Raw genomic sequence first — 14982 nt, forward strand, 5'->3', positions numbered from 1 at the left:
GCCATCGGCCCCCTTGATCTTATTCGACGATGGTGACTTTCGCCATGTAGTCGGGTTCCTCGACCGCGCCATTCGCGTTCGCGTCGCCTTTCTTGATGCCGGTCAGCACGTCCCAGCCGTCGATCAACTGGCCAACGACGGTATATTGCCCGTCAAGGAAGGTCGCGGGCGCCAGGTCGATGAAGAACTGGCTGTTGGCGCTGTTCGGATCCTGCGCGCGGGCCATGCCCACGGTGCCCGCCTGGAACGACACGTCGTTGAACTCGGCTTCCAGATCCGGCAGGTCCGATCCGCCGGTGCCGGCCATGGCGACGCTGGCGCCGCCCTGCTTGCCATGTTCCACATCGCCCGTCTGTGCCATGAAGCCGTCGATCACGCGGTGGAAGACCACGCCGTCATAGGCGCCGGCCTTGGCCAGTTCGACCAGGCGGGCGACATGGTTCGGCGCCTTGTCGGCCAGCAGGTCCAGCGTGATGGTGCCCTTGGACGTGCCGTCGGCGGCAGCCACTTCGATCACCATGTTCGGGCCGGGGCCGTCCTCATGCGCGGGGGCCTGGGCATGGGCCGCCGTTGCGGCCAGGACGAATGCGGGGATCAGCAGCTTACGCATCGGCAGCCACCTTGACCGAGATCATGCGGTCGGGGTTCGCAGGCGGCTCTCCGCGCGCGATCTTGTCCACATGCTCCATTCCCTCGATCACGCGGCCATAGACGGTGTACTGGCCGTTCAGGAAATGGTTGTCCTTGAAGTTGATGAAGAACTGGCTGTTGGCGCTGTTGGGGTTCTGCGACCGCGCGGCACCCAGCGTGCCACGATCATGCGGCAGCTTGGAAAATTCCGCCGGCAGGTCCGGCAGGTCCGACCCGCCCGTGCCCGAACGACCGGGGTTGTAGTTGTTTTCCATGTTGGCGTGCTGGACGTCGCCGGTCTGGGCCATGAAACCCTCGATCACGCGGTGGAAGGCCACGTTGTCGTATTTCCCGGCGCGGGCCAGTTCCTTCATGCGTTCGGCATGTTTCGGGGCGACATCGGGCAGAAGCTCGACAACGACGCGGCCGTCCTTCAGCTCGATGATGATGGTGTTTTCGGGATCCTTGATCTCGGCCATGCGGCCCTCCTTTGCCACGTTCGGTCCTTGGTCTAGGGCTTTGCCGCCCCGATCGCAACGCGCAAACCCCCTCACGCGTTGATCATACTTACGCGAGAGTTGACGCGGGCAGCCCCATGCGGGACAAGCCCGGCAATCCCAATGCTGCGAGGACGGACGATGGCCGATTTCAAGACGATCGATGATCTGGACATGGACGGCAAGGTCGTCCTGACCCGCGTGGACGTGAACGTGCCGGTCGAGGACGGCCGCGTGACCGACGCCACGCGGATCGAGAAGATCGTGCCCACGGTCAAGGACATCCAGGCCAAGGGCGGCATCCCGGTGCTGCTGGCCCATTTCGACCGCCCCAAGGGCAAGCGCGTGGATGCCATGAGCCTGAAGCAGATCGTCCCGGCGCTGGAAGCCGCGCTTGGGCAGTCGGTCATCTTTGCCGACGACTGCATCGGCGGGCCCGCCAAGCGGGTGGTGGCGGGGCTGAAGCCGGGCGATGTTGCGCTTCTGGAAAACACCCGCTTCCATGAAGGCGAGGAAAAGAACGACGCCACCTTCGCCGCATCCATCGCGGCGCTTGGCAAGGTCTATATCAACGACGCCTTCTCGGCCGCGCATCGCGCGCATGGCTCGACCGAAGGGCTGGCGCGACTGCTGCCCGCCGGGGCGGGCCGGCTGATGGAGGCGGAACTCAAGGCGCTGGATGCGGCGCTTGGCAATCCGCAACGGCCGGTGATGGCGGTCGTGGGCGGGGCCAAGGTCTCGACCAAGCTGGACCTGCTGATGAACCTGGTGGACAAGGTCGATCACCTGGTGATCGGCGGCGGCATGGCCAACACCTTCCTGGTCGCCAAGGGCGTCGAGGTGGGCAAGTCCCTGGCCGAACGCGACATGGCCGACACGGCGCGCCAGATCCTGGAAAAGGCCGACCAGGGCGGCTGCGTGATCCATCTGCCGCTGGACATCGTGGTGGCGCGCGAGTTCAAGGCGGGCGCGGAATCGCAGGTGCTGCCGGTCGATCAATGCCCGCCCGACGCGATGATCCTCGACGCGGGCCCCGCCACTGTGGACGCGCTGCGCGAGGCGATGGGCCATTGCAAGACGCTGATCTGGAACGGCCCCCTTGGCGCCTTCGAGATCGAGCCCTTCGACCGCGCGACCAATGCGGCGGCCCAGGCCGCGGCGCAACTGACGCGCAATGGCACGATGACCTCGGTCGCGGGGGGCGGGGATACGGTCGCGGCGCTGAACAAGGCGGGCGTCAGCGGGGATTTCACCTTCATCTCGACCGCCGGGGGCGCCTTTCTGGAATGGATGGAAGGAAAGGAACTGCCCGGCGTCGCCGCCCTGAAGGACGCGCGGAACGGCTGACGAAAAAGGGGGCGCTCGCGCCCCCTCTTGCGCCTCGGGCGCAATTCACCCCCGAGGATATTTGGCACAGAAGAAAACCCTAGCCGCGCAGGCCGGTCTTTTTCAGCAGCCCCTTGCGCTTGGCCTCGTAATAATAGCCGCGCGAATACCACATCACCGTCTTGTCGGGATTGCCGTCGGCCACCATCCAGGCGCCGCGCAGGTATTTGACCCCATAGCGCAGGTTCGTGTCCGCATCCAGCAGCGCCTCGGGCGATCCGCGATGGCCCATGGTGCGGGCGGTCTGCGGGTTCAGCTGCATCAGCCCGTAATAGGAACCGTTGCGCGCGCCGGGGCGATGCTGCGATTCCCGCAGGATGATGCGCTGCACCATCGCGGAAGGCACCTCGTAATGGCGCGACCAATAGTTGATGCGGGCGCGCAGCTGCGGCGTCTCGTTCGGGTAAAGCCCGTTGCGGCCCAGGCCGTCCGGCATCTTCTGGCCCCCGCCGCCACAGGCGGCAAGCGCAAGCGTCGCCAGGATCAGGCCGCGCCTTCCCATCTTCTGTGCGGAAATATCCCGGGGGGTGAGACGCGCCAGCGTCGAGGGGGGCAGCGCCCCCCTTGCCAGATCAGACATGGATGGCGCCGTCCCCGCAGGCAAGCGCCGCTTCCCGCACCGCTTCCGAGGTGGTCGGATGCGCGTGGCAGGTCAGCGCCAGATCCTGCGCAGCGGCGCCGAATTCCATCGCCACGCAGACCTCGTGGATCATCTCGCCCGCGTTGGGGCCGATGATGTGGCAGCCGAGGATGCGGTCGGTTTCCGCATCGGCGATCATCTTGACGAAGCCCTCGGCCTGCATGACCGCCTTTGCCCGCGCATTGCCCATGAAGGGGAACTTGCCGACCTTGATCTTGCGGCCGCCTTCCTTGGCGGCTTCCTCGGTCAGGCCGACGCTGGCGACTTCGGGCATGGTATAGATCACGCCGGGGATCAGGCCATAGTTGACGTGCCCATGCTTGCCCGCGATCACCTCGGCCACGGCCATGCCCTCGTCCTCGGCCTTGTGGGCCAGCATCGGGCCAGGCACCGCGTCGCCGATGGCATAGATGCCGGGAACCGAGGTCGCCCAGTGGCCGTCCACCTTGATATAGCCGCGATCGGTCATCTGCACGCCCAAGGCATCCAGGCCCAGGCCGTCGGCATAGGGGCGGCGGCCGGTGGCGACCAGGACCACATCGGCCTTGATCTCGTGCTTGCTGCCGTCCTTGCGCAGCTCGTATTCGACCTCGGCCCGGCCATCCTCGACCTCGACCTCGGACACGGCGGCGCCCAGGATGAACTTGAGGCCCTGCTTGGTCAGGATGCGCTGGAACTGCTTCTGCACCTCGCCGTCCATGCCGGGGGTGATGGCGTCCAGGTATTCGATCACCGTCACCTGCGCGCCGAGGCGCGCATAGACCGAACCCAGTTCCAGCCCGATCACGCCAGCGCCGATCACCACCATGGATTCCGGGATCTTCGGCAGCGCAAGCGCGCCGGTCGAATCCACCACGATGCCCGCATCGTTGTCCACCGTCACGCCCTTCAGCGCCGAGGGGACCGAGCCGGTGGCGATCACGATGTTCTTCGCCTCATGAGTGGTCTCGCCGACCCTGACCTTGCCCGGCGTCTCGATCACGGCCCAGCCTTTCAGCCAGTCGATCTTGTTCTTCTTGAACAGGAACTCGATGCCCTTGGTGTTGCCGGCGACGGTTTCGGACTTGTAGCCCTGCATCTTCTGCCAATCGATTTCGACGTGGCCGGCCATCAGGCCCATCTTGGCGAAATTCTCGTGCGTCTCGTGCAGCATGTGGCTGGCGTGCAGCAGGGCCTTGGACGGGATGCAGCCCACGTTCAGGCAGGTGCCGCCCAGCGTCTCGCGCCCCTCGACGCAGGCGACCTTGAGGCCCAGCTGGGCTGCCCGGATCGCGCAGACATAGCCGCCCGGTCCCGCCCCGATCACGATCAGGTCATAGGTGGACATCAACTTCTCCTTCATTGTCCCTCAGGGGCCAGTGTCCAGGGCGTGCCTAGAACAGCGCGGCCAGTATCATCAGCATCGTCGCCGCGAATCCCACGGCCCAGATGACCGAGCGCCAGGGCACCCAGCCAAAGACATAGGCCGGCACATAGAGGATTCGCGCCGCAAGATAAATCCATGCGCAGGCCGTCGTCGCGCCGCTGGCCTGCCCGCCCAGCGTCACCACGACAACGGCCAGGGTGAACAGGATCAGCCCTTCGAAATGGTTGTTCAGCGCCCGCTGCAGGCGCCCCGCCGTCCCGGTCAGCGCCGGGGCATGATCGCGCGGCCCCATCGCCACGCGCGGCCCGACCTGCATGTTCGCCGCGACCGAGAAAGCCGCGAATTGCAGGCCCTGCAGCAGGCCCGCAAGCGCCAGGACGGTCAGTTCCGGCGTCATCATGGTCAGGCGGTCTTCACGAAGTGGAAATCGGTGCCGGTCACGCCCGCCTGCGCGTTGAAGGGGGCCGCGCCGCCGGACAGATAGGCCCGCGCGGCCTTGGGGTCGGTCACCTGGAACAGCGCCCAGGCATTGCGGTCATCTTCGTGCCACAATTGCAGCAGCGACAGGCCGGCATGGCCGCGATCCTCGGCATCGGCGTCGAAGGCCGTGCGAAAGGCGGCATAATCGGCGACGGTGTAATGGGCGATCAGTTGCATGGCCTGTCCTTTCAAGGGAAAGGCACCGCCGCTGGGATCGGCGGTGCCGGGTCTTTACAGATCCATCAGCAGGCGGCGGGGATCCTCCAGCGCCTCCTTGACGCGGACCAGGAAGGTCACGGCGCCTTTGCCGTCCACGATCCGGTGGTCATAGGACAGCGCCAGATACATCATCGGCCGGATCACGATCTGCCCGCCGACGACGACCGGACGGTCCTGGATCTTGTGCATCCCCAGGATCCCCGACTGCGGGGGGTTCAGGATCGGCGAGGACATCAGCGAGCCATAAACCCCCCCGTTCGAGATGGTGAAGGTGCCGCCCTGCATTTCCTGCATGGTCAGCTTGCCGTCCCGGCCCTTGGCGCCCAGTTCGGCGATTTCCTTCTCGATAGCGGCGAAGCCCTTCTGGTCGGCGTCGCGCACCACCGGAACCACCAGGCCCGAGGGGGTGCCCACGGCCACGCCCATGTTGACATAGTTCTTGTAAACCACGTCGGTGCCGTCGATCTCGGCGTTGACCTCGGGGACTTCCTTCAGGGCGTGGCAGCAGGCCTTCACGAAGAAGGACATGAAGCCCAGCTTGACCTTGTGCTTCTTCTCGAAGGCGTCCTTGTATTCGTTGCGCAGACCCATGATGCCGGACATGTCGGCCTCGTTATAGGTCGTCAGCATCGCGGCGGTGTTCTGCGCGTCCTTCAGGCGCCGCGCGATGGTCTGGCGCAGGCGGGTCATCTTGACGCGTTCCTCGCGCGCGGCGTCCTCGGCCGGGCGGGGGGCTGCCGGGACGGCGGCGGGCTTCGGCGCGGCGGCTGCCTTGGCGACGTCTTCCTTCATCACGCGGCCGTCGCGGCCCGAGCCGGTCACCTGATCGCGGCTGACGCCCTTTTCGGCCATGGCCTTCCGGGCCGAGGGCGCATCCTCGACATCGGTGCGGGGCTGGGTCTGCTCGGGGCCGGCGCCGGGGGATCCGACCTGGCCTGCGGTCACCCCATCCTCGCCGCCCGAGGCGGAACCCACGGGGGCCTCGGCATTGCCATAGGCGCCCTTGTTGTCGCCCTTGCTCTCGGAAGAAGACTGCGGGGCCGAGGCGCCCGCGCTGCCGGCGGCGCCTTCGGTGATGATCGCCAGGCGCGCCTTGGCATCGACGGTCGCGCCTTCCTCGGCCAGGATGTCGGCCAGGACGCCCGCGGCGGGGCTGGGAACCTCGACCGACACCTTGTCGGTTTCCAGCTCGCACAGCATCTCGTCCACGGCGACGGTGTCGCCGGGTTTCTTGAACCAGGTGGCCACGGTCGCCTCGGTCACGCTTTCGCCAAGCGCGGGCACCATCACATCCACGGATTTGCCGCTCATCTGTTTCTGTCCTTCCGGGGTCTTCTGGGCCGTCTCGGCCTGCTGTTGTGTGTTTGGGGTGACGCTGCCAGCCTCGCCGATCTGGGCCAGCAGCGCGTCGGGTCCGACGGTTTCGCCTTCCGCCACCACGATTTCGGCAAGGATGCCCGCCGCGGGGCTGGGAACCTCGACCGTCACCTTGTCGGTTTCCAGCTCGCACAGCATCTCGTCCACCGCCACCGCGTCACCCGGCTTCTTGAACCAGGTGGCGACGGTCGCCTCGGTGACGGATTCGCCCAGGGCGGGCACGCGGACTTCGGTGGGCATCAGGTCATCCTTCAAGCGACAGCGCCTCGTTCACCAAAGCTTCCTGTTCGGCCTTGTGGCGCGATCCAAGACCCGTGGCGACCGATGCGGCGGCGTTGCGCCCGACATAGCGGGCGCGGTTGTGGCGCGCCCCCAGCCGGTCCAGCGACCATTCCAGGTAGGGCTCGACAAAGCTCCACCCGCCCTGGTTCTTGGGTTCCTCCTGGCACCAGATGACCTCAGCGTCCTTGAAGCGGGCCAGTTCCTTGACCATCGACTGCGCGGGGAAGGGATAGAACTGTTCCAGCCGCAGCAGATAGATGTCGTCGATCCCGGCCTCGTCCCGCGCCTTCAGCAGGTCGTAATAAACCTTGCCCGAACAGATCACGACGCGGCGGATGCGGTGATCCGGGACCAGCGTGATGTCCGAACTGCCCTGCTGCGCGTCGTCCCACAGCACGCGGTGGAAGGTCGATCCGGTCTGGAAATCCTCGGCCCGGCTGGTGGCCTTGGGATGGCGCAGCAGCGATTTCGGCGTCATCAGCACCAGCGGCTTGCGGAAGCGGCGGTGCATCTGGCGGCGCAGGATGTGGAAATAGTTGGCCGGCGTCGTGCAGTTGGCGACGATCCAGTTGTCCTCGGCGCACATCTGCAGGAAGCGTTCCAGGCGGGCGGAACTGTGTTCCGGCCCCTGACCCTCAAAACCGTGGGGCAGCAGCATCACCAAGCCCGACATGCGCAGCCATTTCTTCTCGCCCGAGGAGATGAACTGGTCGAACATGATCTGTGCGCCGTTGGCGAAATCGCCGAACTGAGCTTCCCACATCACCAGGGCGTTCGGTTCGGCCAGCGAATAGCCGTATTCGAAGCCCAGCACGGCGTATTCCGACAGCATCGAATCGATGACTTCGTAATTCGCCTGGCCTTCCGCGATGTGGTTCAGCGGATAGTAACGATCCTCGGTCTTCTGGTCGATGAAGGCCGAATGACGCTGGCTGAAGGTGCCGCGCGTGCTGTCCTGTCCTGCCAGCCGCACGCCCTTGCCTTCCAGCAGAAGCGATCCGAAGGCCAGGGCCTCGCCCGTGGCCCAGTCGAAGCCTTCGCCCGTCTCGAACATCTGGCGCTTGGATTCCAGAAGGCGGCCCACGGTCTTGTGCAGGTTGTGGCCTTCGGGAACGGTGGTCAGCGCGCGGCCGATCTGGGCCATCGTCGACGGCTCGATCCCCGTTTCGCCCGAGACGTATTCGGCCCCCTCGCGATCAAGGCCCGACCACTTGCCGTCCAGCCAGTCGGCCTTGTTCGGCTTGTAGTTCTTGCCGATCTCGAACTCCTCGTTGAGGTGGTTCTGGAACGCGGCCTTCATGTCCTCGATCTCGCCCTCGGGGATCAGGCCGTCGGCGACCAGGCGTTCGGTGTACAGCTGCAGCGTGGTCTTGTGACCCTTGATCTGGGTGTACATCGCCGGGTTGGTGAACATCGGCTCGTCGCCTTCGTTGTGCCCGAAGCGGCGATAGCAGAAGATGTCCAGCACCACGTCCTTCTGGAACTTCTGGCGGAACTCGGTCGCGACCTTGGCGGCATGGACCACGGCCTCGGGGTCGTCGCCATTGACGTGGAAGATCGGCGCCTCGACCATCAGGGCGATGTCGGTCGGATAGGGCGAGGTGCGGCTGAAATGCGGCGCGGTGGTGAAGCCGATCTGGTTGTTCACCACGATGTGCAGGCAGCCGCCGGTGCGATGGCCCTTGATGCCCGAAAGCTGAAGGCATTCGGCCACAACGCCTTGGCCCGCGAAGGCCGCGTCGCCATGCAGCAGGATCGGCAGGACCGCGCTGCGGTCATGCTGGTCGCCCAGCTGGTCGCCCTTGGCGCGCGCCTTGCCCAGCACGACCGGGTTCACGGCCTCCAGGTGCGAGGGGTTGGCGGTCAGCGACAGGTGGACGGTGTTGCCGTCGAATTCGCGGTCGCTGGATGCGCCCAGGTGGTATTTCACGTCGCCCGAACCGTCCACGTCCTCGGGCTTGAAGCTGCCGCCCTGGAATTCGTGGAAGATGGCCCGATAGGGCTTGGACATCACGTTGGCCAGGACCGACAGACGGCCCCGGTGGGGCATGCCGATGACGATTTCCTTCACGCCAAGCGCGCCGCCGCGCTTGATGATCTGTTCCATCGCGGGGATCAGCGCCTCGCCGCCGTCAAGGCCGAAGCGCTTGGTGCCCATGTATTTCACATGCAGGAACTTCTCGAAGCCCTCGGCCTCGACCAGCTTGTTCAGGATGGCGCGGCGGCCTTCGCGGGTGAACTGGATTTCCTTGCCGTAACCCTCGATCCGTTCCTTCAGCCAGGCGGCTTCCTCGGGGTTGGAAATATGCATGAACTGGATCGCGAAGGTGCCGCAATAGGTCCGCTGCATCAATTCGGTGATCTGGCGGATCGAGGCGATCTCCAGGCCCAGCACGTTGTCGATGAAGATCGGCCGGTCCATGTCGCCGGGACCGAAGCCATAGGTTTCGGGGTTCAGTTCCCCGTGGTCGGGCACGTCGCGCAGGCCCAGCGGGTCCAGGTTCGCGTGCAGGTGGCCCCGGATGCGGAAGGCGCGGATCAGCATCAGCGCGCGGATCGAATCCAGCACGGCCTGACGCATCTTGTCCTCGGTCAGGCTGACGCCCTTTTCCTCGGCCTTGGCGGCGATCTTCTTCATCGCGGCGGCGGCTTCGGATTTGGAGGCCATCGGCCATTCGCCGGTCAGCGCGGCGGTGGTCTCGTCCGACGGCATGGGCGGCCAGTCGGCGCGCTTCCAGCTTGCGCCCTCCGCCTCGCGGGCGGCATCCTCTCCGGCATCGCCCAGGCTGCGGAAGAATGCGTCCCAGGCCGCGTCGAAGGCGCCCGGGTTCTGCGCCCATTGGCCGTAAAGCTGCTCGATATAGGCCGCGTTGTGCCCTTGCAGGAAGGACGAGTCGTGGAAATCGGCGTTCTTGGGTTGGTCGGTCATTGTGTCTCGCGTCCTTGACGCAATGGAAGAATGGGAACGGGGATATGCGGCGTCAGGCGGCGCTGCATGTGACGATCATCATCTGGACACCGGGCATCGCGCTGCCCGCGCCAGGCTTGTTGGTGCGGCTGTTTTCCAAGCCGCGTCCCGCGCTGCGGCACAGTTGCGCGGGTGCGGCCTCGATCTTGCCGGCGTCGGTCTGGGCGGGCCGGAACAGCACGGTGAAGCGGCTGTCGGCATCGCCTGTGACGGCGATGACCGAAGCTTGGTGCAGGCCGGTGCGGCTGTCCACGGGGCCGGTCGGCAGGGCCGGGGCGGGGGGCGCAACCACCGGCGGCGATGGCGGAACGGGCAGGCTGGCCACTGGCGGGGCAGCGGGCGCCGGGGCAGGGGCCACGGGGGCAGGCTGCTGGGCCGCTGGTGTCACCTGCACGCAACCCGCCAGAAGCGCGGCCGGCAGAAGCACCGACAGGCGGGCAAGAACGGAAGGTTTGGCAGGATATCTGGGTGTCATGACCGCCTCAGGCACAATAAACGTCGATGATGGCCGCGCCGGGATCGGCATAGGGATCCGCGCGCGGGATGCGTTCGATCCGGGCAACCCCGCGGCGTTCCAGCCCGCACAAGGCGCGGGCCGCGCCCTGGTCGGCCCCGGCGGGCGCGCGGGTGGGGTGATAGATCAGCCGCCAGCCGAAATCGCGCCGCGCCACGGTGCGCACGGAGTCGGGGGGCAGGGTGCTGGCCTGGTGCAGGTTCGTGATGGCGGGAATGCCGCCGCGCAGGATGTCGTCGGTGGGCGCGCGGCCACAGGCCGTCAGCGCCAGAAGGGCGGCCAGGGACAAGGGCGCCATGCAGCCGCCGGTCCGGGCGTTTGCCCCGTCCGAAGATCTGGCTGCTGCGCGCTGCGGCTGGTCGTCCACGTCATCCCCCTGGTTTCCGATGCCCCATACTTATGTCCGAGGCACCGGCTTTCAATCGCGTCACCCGCAGGTGACGGTCATCCTTTGAACGCCACTGCCGAACTGCGGGGCAGAGGTATCCACCGCCTCGGCCGAAAAGACCTGCGAGGCGGTGTTGGAACAGATGATCGCGGGTGCGGCGGCAACCTGGTCGGCCGTCACCGCGTCGCCGCGATAGAAGACCGTGTACTGGTTGCCGGTGCGCGAGGCGGCGACCACGGCATCGGCCGGCAGGCCCGTCGCCGCGCCAAGCGCGCCCGAGGGAACCGAGGCCACCGACACCGAGGTTTCGACGCGCGTGATCGGCTCGGGCGCGCAGGCTCCCAGAACGACAGTCGAGGCGATGATGGCAGCAGAAAGCATCTTCATCTTTAATCTCCTGTGGTTACAGAGCGATTGCTCTTGCCCGTGGAACGCGCGCGCCGCGCCGGGGGTTGCGTCAGCCCTTGATGGCCTTCAGCACGGCCTCGCCCAGGCCTGCGGGGCTGTCGGCCACGACGATCCCGGCGCGCTTCATCGCCTCGATCTTCGATTCCGCGTCACCCTTGCCGCCCGACACAATGGCGCCGGCATGGCCCATGCGACGGCCCGGAGGGGCGGTGCGGCCCGCGATGAAGCCGGCGGTGGGCTTCCACTTGCCCTTCTTCTTCTGCTCGGCCAGGAACTCGGCCGCTTCCTCCTCGGCCGAACCGCCGATCTCGCCGATCATGATGATCGACTCGGTTTCCGGGTCGTCCAGGAACATCTGCAGCACGTCGATATGCTCCATCCCCTTGATGGGATCGCCGCCGATGCCCACCGCCGAGGACTGGCCCAGGCCCACGTCCGAGGTCTGCTTCACGGCCTCATAGGTCAGGGTGCCCGAACGCGACACGACGCCCACGCTGCCGCGGCGGAAGATGCTGCCCGGCATGATGCCGATCTTGCATTCGTCCGGCGTCATGATGCCGGGGCAGTTCGGCCCGATCAGGCGCGACTGCGACCCTTGCAGGGCGCGCTTGACGCGCATCATGTCCAGCACCGGGATGCCTTCGGTGATGCAGACGATCAGCGGGATCTGCGCGTCGATGGCCTCCAGGATCGAATCCGCCGCGAAAGGGGGCGGGACATAGATCGCGGTCGCATTGGCGCCCGTCTTCGCCACGGCCTCGTGGACCGAGTTGAAGACCGGCAGGCCCAGATGTTCGCTGCTGCCCTTGCCGGGGGTCACGCCGCCGACCATCTGCGTGCCATAGGCGATCGCCTGTTCGGTGTGGAAGGTGCCCTGGGATCCGGTGATCCCCTGGCAGATGACTTTGGTGTCTTTGTTAACGAGAACGGCCATTACGGCTTTCCTTGACGTAGGGTGCGTGGTCCCACGCACCATTGTTCAGGGGAAGGCGCGTGAAATCACGCGCCCTGTGTTTCAACCTTTAACGGCTTTCACGATCTTCTCGGCCGCGTCCGACAGGTCGTCGGCGGCGATCACGTTCAGACCGGACTTGGCGATGATCTCCTTGCCCAGTTCGACGTTCGTGCCTTCCAGGCGCACGACCAGCGGAACCTGCAGGCCGACTTCCTTCACAGCGGCGATGATGCCTTCCGCGATGATGTCGCAGCGCATGATGCCGCCGAAGATGTTGACCAGGATGCCTTTGACGTTCGGGTCCGAGGTGATGATCTTGAAGGCTTCCGTCACCTTCTCCTTCGTGGCGCCGCCGCCCACGTCCAGGAAGTTCGCGGGTTCCGCCCCATACAGCTTGATGATGTCCATCGTGGCCATCGCCAGGCCCGCGCCGTTCACCATGCAGCCGATCTCACCGTCAAGCGCGATGTAGTTCAGGTCGAACTTGGAGGCGGCCAGTTCCTTGGGATCTTCCTCGGTCTCGTCGCGCAGCGCCATGATGTCGGGCTGGCGGTAAAGCGCGTTGTTGTCGAAGCCCATCTTCGCGTCCAGGCACTTGATGTTGCCTTCGGGCGTGACGATCAGCGGGTTGATCTCCAGCATCTCCATGTCCTTTTCGATGAACATGCGATACAGGTTCTTGACCAGCGCCACGCACTGCTTGACCTGCGAGCCTTCCAGCCCCAGGGCGAAGGCCACGCGGCGGCCGTGGAAGTCCGACAGGCCGGATGCCGGATCGACGCTGAAGCTGACTATCTTTTCGGGCGTGTGGGCCGCGACTTCCTCGATGTCCATGCCCCCCTCGGTCGAGGCGACGAAGCTGACGCGAGAGGTCTGGCGGTCCACCAGCAGCGCCAGGTATAGTTCGCGCGCGATGTCGCTGCCGTCCTCGATATAGATGCGGTTGACCTGCTTGCCGGCGGGACCGGTCTGGTGCGTGACCAGCGTGCGGCCCAGCATCTGGCGGGTCAGTTCCTCGGCTTCCTCGACCGACTTGGCCAGGCGGACGCCGCCCTTTTCACCGGCTTCGGCTTCCTTGAAGCTGCCCTTGCCGCGGCCGCCCGCGTGGATCTGAGCCTTCACGACCCACAACGGGCCGTCCATCTCGCTGGCGCAGGTCTTGGCCTCGTCGGCCTTCATCACGATCCGGCCGTCGCTGACCGGCGCGCCGTATTGACGCAGCAGCGCCTTGGCCTGGTATTCGTGGATATTCATCCTGACCCCCTTTTTCGGTTCGGCAGATTTCGGGGCCTCTTGCCACATCCGAGGGGAGAACGAGAAACGTTTTGATCGGGAAAACGCCTAAACTTGCAGGAACATGCCGATTGTGATCACAGCTTCAAATGCCGTGATCACAAAGGACATGCCGCGGGATTCGCCTGACCCTCAGCCAGCGACGCGGGCGCAATCGAAGCTGTCGCCGGTGGTTTCCGATGTCCAGGTCATCCGGTTGTCATTTTGCCACTGAACCTGGATCACCGCGCCGTCGGCCAGGGTCATCGTGGTTGCGCGGTTCTGGGTCGAGAAACTGCGGATCGTGATCGGCGCGGCATCGACCGAGGGGATATAGGAGGTCGGCGTGAATGTCATGGTGGTCGCGCCGCAATCCCATGTGCCCATGAACGGCAACTGGTCGGTCGGGCGGGGGCTGGTGGGCGGCGCCTGACAGGCGGTCAGGACAATGGCGGAAAACAGGGCAGCAGGCAGAACGGTCCGGTTCATGGTCGCCTCCGGTTGCAAGGAACGGGGCGATGATAAAGCGGAAGCCGAAAAACGCATAACATCAAATGCAAAGGCGCGCCCACCGGGCGCGCCTTGTTCATGTCGGGCCGTTTCAGGCCAGCGAGCCGTCGATGCCCTTGCAGGCCTCGACCAGGCCGTTCACCGCATCGACGGACTTGGTGAACATCGCCTGTTCGTCTTCGTTCAGCGTGATGTCGATGACCTTTTCGACGCCGCCCGCACCGATCACGGTGGGCACGCCCACATACATGCCGTTCAGGCCATAGGCGCCGTCCACATAGGCCGCGCAGGGCAGGACGCGCTTCTGGTCCTTGAGATAGGCTTCCGCCATCTCGATCGCGCTGGTCGCGGGGGCATAGAAGGCGCTGCCGGTCTTCAGCAGGCCGACGATCTCGGCGCCGCCGTCGCGGGTGCGCTGGACGATGCTGTCCAACTTCTCCTGCGTGGTCCAGCCCATCTTGACCAGATCCGGCAGCGGGATGCCCGCGACCGTGGAATAACGAACCAGCGGCACCATCGTGTCGCCATGCCCGCCCAGCACGAAGGCCGTCACGTCGCGCATGGAGACGCCGAATTCCAGCGACAGGAAGTGGCGGAAGCGGGCCGAATCCAGCACGCCGGCCATGCCGCAGACCTTTTCACGCGGCAGGCCGCTGAATTCGCGCAACGCCCAGACCATCGCGTCCAGCGGGTTGGTGATGCAGATCACGAAGGCGTTCGGGGCGTGCTTGGCGATGCCTTCGCCCACCGACTTCATGACCTTGAGGTTGATGCCCAGAAGGTCGTCGCGGCTCATCCCCGGCTTGCGCGGCACGCCGGCGGTGACGATGCAGACATCCGCGCCCGCGATGTCGGCGTAATCGTTGGCGCCTTTCATGACGGCGTCGAAGCCTTCGGACGGACCCGACTGGGCGATGTCCAGTGCCTTGCCCTGGGGCGTGCCCTCGGCGATGTCGAACAGGACGACGTCGCCCAGTTCCTTCATCGCGGCCAGATGCGCCAGCGTGCCGCCGATCTGCCCCGCACCGATCAGTGCGATTTTGGGTCGGGCCATGGATAACCTCCGATCAATGGGATGATTGTTGCGGGG

The 14982-nt window shown here is 65.8% G+C and carries 16 protein-coding genes; 1 reads left to right on the plus strand and 15 read right to left on the minus strand.

Annotation, left to right across the window (positions count from 1 at the left end; genetic code table 11):
- Positions 1-19 precede the first annotated feature (19 nt).
- A complete protein-coding gene (locus tag IEX25_RS12120; protein WP_103171347.1) occupies positions 20-610 on the minus strand; it encodes a peptidylprolyl isomerase in 591 nt (196 codons plus the stop codon).
- Complete coding sequence (locus tag IEX25_RS12125; protein ID WP_103171348.1) at positions 603-1109, minus strand: peptidylprolyl isomerase; 507 nt, start codon at positions 1107-1109, stop codon at positions 603-605. Before IEX25_RS12125 ends, IEX25_RS12120 begins: the two co-directional genes overlap by 8 nt.
- A 159-nt stretch (positions 1110-1268) precedes the next feature.
- Here IEX25_RS12125 and IEX25_RS12130 point away from each other — a divergent pair, with 159 nt between their 5' ends.
- A complete protein-coding gene (locus IEX25_RS12130) occupies positions 1269-2474 on the plus strand; it encodes a phosphoglycerate kinase (protein ID WP_103171349.1) in 1206 nt (401 codons plus the stop codon).
- Between the two features lie 79 nt (positions 2475-2553).
- Here IEX25_RS12130 and IEX25_RS12135 read toward each other — a convergent pair whose 3' ends face one another.
- From IEX25_RS12135 to mdh, 13 genes are all read right to left on the minus strand, one after another.
- Complete coding sequence (locus IEX25_RS12135) at positions 2554-3093, minus strand: lytic transglycosylase domain-containing protein (RefSeq protein ID WP_229665154.1); 540 nt, start codon at positions 3091-3093, stop codon at positions 2554-2556.
- On the minus strand, positions 3086-4480 hold the full coding sequence (gene lpdA / locus IEX25_RS12140; RefSeq protein WP_103171351.1) for a dihydrolipoyl dehydrogenase: 1395 nt from the start codon (positions 4478-4480) through the stop codon (positions 3086-3088). Before lpdA ends, IEX25_RS12135 begins: the two co-directional genes overlap by 8 nt.
- A gap of 46 nt (positions 4481-4526) precedes the next feature.
- Entirely contained in the window at positions 4527-4916 is a 390-nt protein-coding gene (locus IEX25_RS12145) for an MAPEG family protein (RefSeq protein ID WP_103171681.1), read from the minus strand.
- Between the two features lie 5 nt (positions 4917-4921).
- Positions 4922-5176 (minus strand): hypothetical protein, encoded by a 255-nt coding sequence (locus IEX25_RS12150; RefSeq protein ID WP_103171352.1) that lies wholly within the window; start codon positions 5174-5176, stop codon positions 4922-4924.
- 54 nt (positions 5177-5230) lie between these two features.
- A complete protein-coding gene (gene odhB / locus IEX25_RS12155) occupies positions 5231-6835 on the minus strand; it encodes a 2-oxoglutarate dehydrogenase complex dihydrolipoyllysine-residue succinyltransferase (protein ID WP_103171353.1) in 1605 nt (534 codons plus the stop codon).
- A gap of 4 nt (positions 6836-6839) precedes the next feature.
- Positions 6840-9806 carry a 2-oxoglutarate dehydrogenase E1 component gene (locus IEX25_RS12160; protein WP_103171354.1) on the minus strand — a complete coding sequence of 989 codons (2967 nt, stop codon included), beginning with the start codon at positions 9804-9806 and terminating at the stop codon, positions 6840-6842.
- 52 nt (positions 9807-9858) lie between these two features.
- A complete protein-coding gene (locus IEX25_RS12165) occupies positions 9859-10320 on the minus strand; it encodes a hypothetical protein (RefSeq protein WP_188715263.1) in 462 nt (153 codons plus the stop codon).
- Positions 10321-10327: 7 nt separating this feature from the next.
- Entirely contained in the window at positions 10328-10726 is a 399-nt protein-coding gene (locus tag IEX25_RS12170; protein ID WP_103171356.1) for a hypothetical protein, read from the minus strand.
- A 60-nt stretch (positions 10727-10786) separates the two neighbouring features.
- Complete coding sequence (locus tag IEX25_RS12175; RefSeq protein ID WP_103171357.1) at positions 10787-11134, minus strand: hypothetical protein; 348 nt, start codon at positions 11132-11134, stop codon at positions 10787-10789.
- A gap of 70 nt (positions 11135-11204) precedes the next feature.
- Positions 11205-12089 carry a succinate--CoA ligase subunit alpha gene (sucD, locus tag IEX25_RS12180; RefSeq protein WP_103171358.1) on the minus strand — a complete coding sequence of 295 codons (885 nt, stop codon included), beginning with the start codon at positions 12087-12089 and terminating at the stop codon, positions 11205-11207.
- An 81-nt stretch (positions 12090-12170) separates the two neighbouring features.
- Entirely contained in the window at positions 12171-13364 is a 1194-nt protein-coding gene (sucC, locus tag IEX25_RS12185) for an ADP-forming succinate--CoA ligase subunit beta (protein WP_103171359.1), read from the minus strand.
- 171 nt (positions 13365-13535) lie between these two features.
- Positions 13536-13871, minus strand: a complete 336-nt coding sequence (locus IEX25_RS12190; RefSeq protein ID WP_103171360.1) for a hypothetical protein — start codon at positions 13869-13871, stop codon at positions 13536-13538.
- Positions 13872-13983: 112 nt separating this feature from the next.
- Positions 13984-14946 carry a malate dehydrogenase gene (gene mdh / locus IEX25_RS12195; RefSeq protein WP_103171361.1) on the minus strand — a complete coding sequence of 321 codons (963 nt, stop codon included), beginning with the start codon at positions 14944-14946 and terminating at the stop codon, positions 13984-13986.
- Positions 14947-14982: the final 36 nt, after the last annotated feature.

The organism is Paracoccus acridae (assembly GCF_014642735.1).
Taxonomy (GTDB): Bacteria; Pseudomonadota; Alphaproteobacteria; order Rhodobacterales; family Rhodobacteraceae; genus Paracoccus; species Paracoccus acridae.

Coding starts and splice junctions, on each gene's coding strand:
- IEX25_RS12120 (WP_103171347.1), bottom strand. CDS start 610: ATGCGTAAGCTGCTGATCCCCGCATTCGTCCTGGCCGCAACGGCGGCC.
- IEX25_RS12125 (WP_103171348.1), bottom strand. CDS start 1,109: ATGGCCGAGATCAAGGATCCCGAAAACACCATCATCATCGAGCTGAAG.
- IEX25_RS12130 (WP_103171349.1), top strand. CDS start 1,269: ATGGCCGATTTCAAGACGATCGATGATCTGGACATGGACGGCAAGGTC.
- IEX25_RS12135 (WP_229665154.1), bottom strand. CDS start 3,093: ATGTCTGATCTGGCAAGGGGGGCGCTGCCCCCCTCGACGCTGGCGCGT.
- lpdA (WP_103171351.1), bottom strand. CDS start 4,480: ATGTCCACCTATGACCTGATCGTGATCGGGGCGGGACCGGGCGGCTAT.
- IEX25_RS12145 (WP_103171681.1), bottom strand. CDS start 4,916: ATGACGCCGGAACTGACCGTCCTGGCGCTTGCGGGCCTGCTGCAGGGC.
- IEX25_RS12150 (WP_103171352.1), bottom strand. CDS start 5,176: ATGCAACTGATCGCCCATTACACCGTCGCCGATTATGCCGCCTTTCGC.
- odhB (WP_103171353.1), bottom strand. CDS start 6,835: ATGCCCACCGAAGTCCGCGTGCCCGCCCTGGGCGAATCCGTCACCGAG.
- IEX25_RS12160 (WP_103171354.1), bottom strand. CDS start 9,806: ATGACCGACCAACCCAAGAACGCCGATTTCCACGACTCGTCCTTCCTG.
- IEX25_RS12165 (WP_188715263.1), bottom strand. CDS start 10,320: ATGACACCCAGATATCCTGCCAAACCTTCCGTTCTTGCCCGCCTGTCG.
- IEX25_RS12175 (WP_103171357.1), bottom strand. CDS start 11,134: ATGAAGATGCTTTCTGCTGCCATCATCGCCTCGACTGTCGTTCTGGGA.
- sucD (WP_103171358.1), bottom strand. CDS start 12,089: ATGGCCGTTCTCGTTAACAAAGACACCAAAGTCATCTGCCAGGGGATC.
- sucC (WP_103171359.1), bottom strand. CDS start 13,364: ATGAATATCCACGAATACCAGGCCAAGGCGCTGCTGCGTCAATACGGC.
- IEX25_RS12190 (WP_103171360.1), bottom strand. CDS start 13,871: ATGAACCGGACCGTTCTGCCTGCTGCCCTGTTTTCCGCCATTGTCCTG.
- mdh (WP_103171361.1), bottom strand. CDS start 14,946: ATGGCCCGACCCAAAATCGCACTGATCGGTGCGGGGCAGATCGGCGGC.